Source organism: Endozoicomonas sp. ONNA1, assembly GCF_024606325.1.
Lineage (GTDB): Bacteria > Pseudomonadota > Gammaproteobacteria > Pseudomonadales > Endozoicomonadaceae > Endozoicomonas_A.
Genome location: NZ_JAHHPN010000881.1, coordinates 1 through 2,805, shown reverse-complemented (window position 1 = coordinate 2,805; position 2,805 = coordinate 1). Strand labels below are relative to the sequence as shown.

Here is a 2,805-nt window from a genome sequence, read left to right as displayed (position 1 = left end):
CGGTGATTGTCCGCAGTTCTGGCATCAATGAAGACAACTACGGCGATGCCCAGGCGGGTAAATACCGCTCTGAAGTTCAGGGAGATGACGATGTTTTGCGTACCTGCCTGAAGGTCATGGCCTCAGGTTACCGGCCTGAAGTCTGCTCCGAAGGAATACCGCAGCCCATGGCGTTGATTATCCAACATTGCGTGGATTGCCAATATGGCGGGGTCGCCATGAGCTTTCGATCCTTTGAGGATAATACCATCAGGTCTGAGTTCACACGCGGTCAGCCAAGGGGGATAGTGGCAGGGCAGTCGGGTAACACGCCCCACCGCATCGATATTGCTCGCAAAGAAGGAGCCGAAAACGTTCAATACTTTCCCGGAACGATTTCAAGTCACTTCATTCTGCATAAAAACATCGATAATAGCGGCTATTCGGAAAGAATAATTTATGATGGAGATGCTCCATCAAACGACGATGGTCAACAGATTGGTAATAGCATAGTTTCAAAACTCACGGAGATGGTGGCAAAGCTGGAAGACCTATTGCTCTGCCCCGTGGATGTAGAGTTTGCAATCGATCATCAGGAGCGCCTGTTCCTGTTGCAGGTGCGCCCTATAACCCAACTCCCTGGCGACATGGTTTTTACCATGCCCATACCCGAAAACAGTCTGGCCAGTGGTGAGGGCATCAGCGAAGGCTATTGTACCGGACCACTCTGGCTGGCCAAAAAACAACACGTAGGCTTTATGCCAGAGGGAGCCATTCTCCTGGCCCAACATGCTGAAGACTGGATGCTTGTGCCTGAATGTCTCGATCGGACTGGAGGTGTTGTCTTCGCCTCAGGTGCATTCAATGACCACGTGGCCATCCTTATGAGACAGAAAAAAATACCCTTGATGCTGACCAATGAAGAGTTTGCGACCCTGGCCGCCCGGGATGGCCATCAGGCGACACTGGCCTGCGCCCGCTTCAAAGGTGAGCCCGGAGCTTTCATTGTTGCCGGTGACATTAGCGAAAAACTGGTCAGTCACAGAAGCCTGTCTTCTGCTGTTTCTGATGTGCCGTTAGTAAAAGCCATCCCGTTACCGGATGATTTGTCCCCCCCTGAAGGTACATTCAGTCATGTCACCAGCAGTTTTGAATGGCTGACGGGTCAAAATGCCCGTTTGTTGGCATTCTTTGTCCCCGGCCGGGGCCTGGATTGTCTGGCAAACCCCATAAAACTTTGCATGTCGCCACAACGATTAAAGCTATTGGCAGAGACCAGTGACAACATTAATCGGCTGATTCATGGGGCTGAAGCAATGCTGGAGGGTTACCGGGCCTTCTTGCAGCTGGCAGGTGACAAGGATTCACACAAGATCCAGCCATTGCAGGATGAATTGCAGCAGCTAATCAACCGGTTCGCGACGCTGAAAGACACCATCCGATCAGGGTTAAAAACGATCAGCCTTTCCCTGCAATCTGATGAAGAAGAGCAGGTATCCACAGGCGCTTTTCGTCAGTGGGTGGCTAACTGCCATCAGCTACAGTCCTCCCTTCAAGCACTTAACCCCTTGGAGGCTGAGCAGGTGCGGAGTATCCATGAGCTGATTTTTGCCTTGCATCAGCGCTTTGTAGAGGCATTGGCACCGGTCGCTCTGGCTTCGGCACAGGGCAGGATATCTATGGAAAAGAAGATCAACTATGTCGATTGCACGACCCCGGATGCAGAAGCACCGCTCTTAAGGCCGTCCGGCAAAGCATCCATCCAACGATCAGGGCGAAAAGGGACTGTGCTTAGTATGGATGATGCCTTGATTGTTAACCTGAGGCTTGGGTTTCATGTGGCCGTTGTTGAGCTATTCAGAGACGCAGAGGCGGGGAAAGGACATACTCTGCGGCTGAAATTCTCTGACAGATTTGGTAAACCTGATGGCAGTGATAACCCCGGTGCTTTAAAACGTATGTGGTTTCTGGTGCAGTTACTGAAAGCGATCGGACTGAATAAAGATGCCGGTACCATGAAGGTCAGTTTTAACGCCATAGCTGGAGACATGATCGTCGAATGGGCCAGAATGACATCACCTGAAACCATGCAGGAAGGTTTTGAAAAACTGATGACAGCGTTACTTGCTGTTCGTGACATGGATCTTGACTTGAAGGGCAGAGCTATTTTTGAAGGAGATGAAGGAGAACAGTGGAACTTTAACTTGTTGGCACAACGCCTCGATAGTGATGCGCTTACTGAAACTGACAGATTTTCCTTTCAGCATAACCTTTTCTTAATAGCCAGTGATATCCAGCATGACAAAACTCCCCTTTACTATCAGTTATTAAGCCATTACCAACAACAGTTTATTGATCAGTGTCGAAAGTTAGCTTTATTGGTGTATCCTGCGTCAGTGCTAATGAGTGATGATATTGGCGAAAACATCCGCAGGGAACTCTTACATCATATTTTATTATCAAGCCACTTTAACATTACTCCATTGGTTGAGGATGTTTATCGCTATTTGAGAAATGAATACTTTATTATTAACCCGGCTTTTGCTTACAAGCTGAGGTTTCATGTTCCGCCGGGTCAGTCGTTTCCGGGTCATAGAGAAGAGATCAAAAAACATCTGCTGAAGCATGGGCTGGAATATGCCAGCCAGCGGGTTCGGGATGATAAAGAACTTGTATCAGCAGCTGTTAAATTGCGTCCGGATGACTTGAAGTATGCTAGTGAAGAACTGAAGAATGATAGAAAGATCGTTATGTCCGTCGTGACTCAATCTGGCATTGGCTTGCAATATGCCAGCGAGGAAATGCAGGATGATGATGAAGTTGTAA

1 protein-coding gene is annotated in these 2,805 nt (G+C 48.7%); it reads left to right on the top strand.

All coding sequences use genetic code 11. The annotated features are described in order from the left end of the window. On the top strand, positions 1-2,805 hold a 2,805-nt coding region (locus KDK19_RS20915), incomplete at both ends, for a DUF4116 domain-containing protein (RefSeq protein ID WP_257292864.1).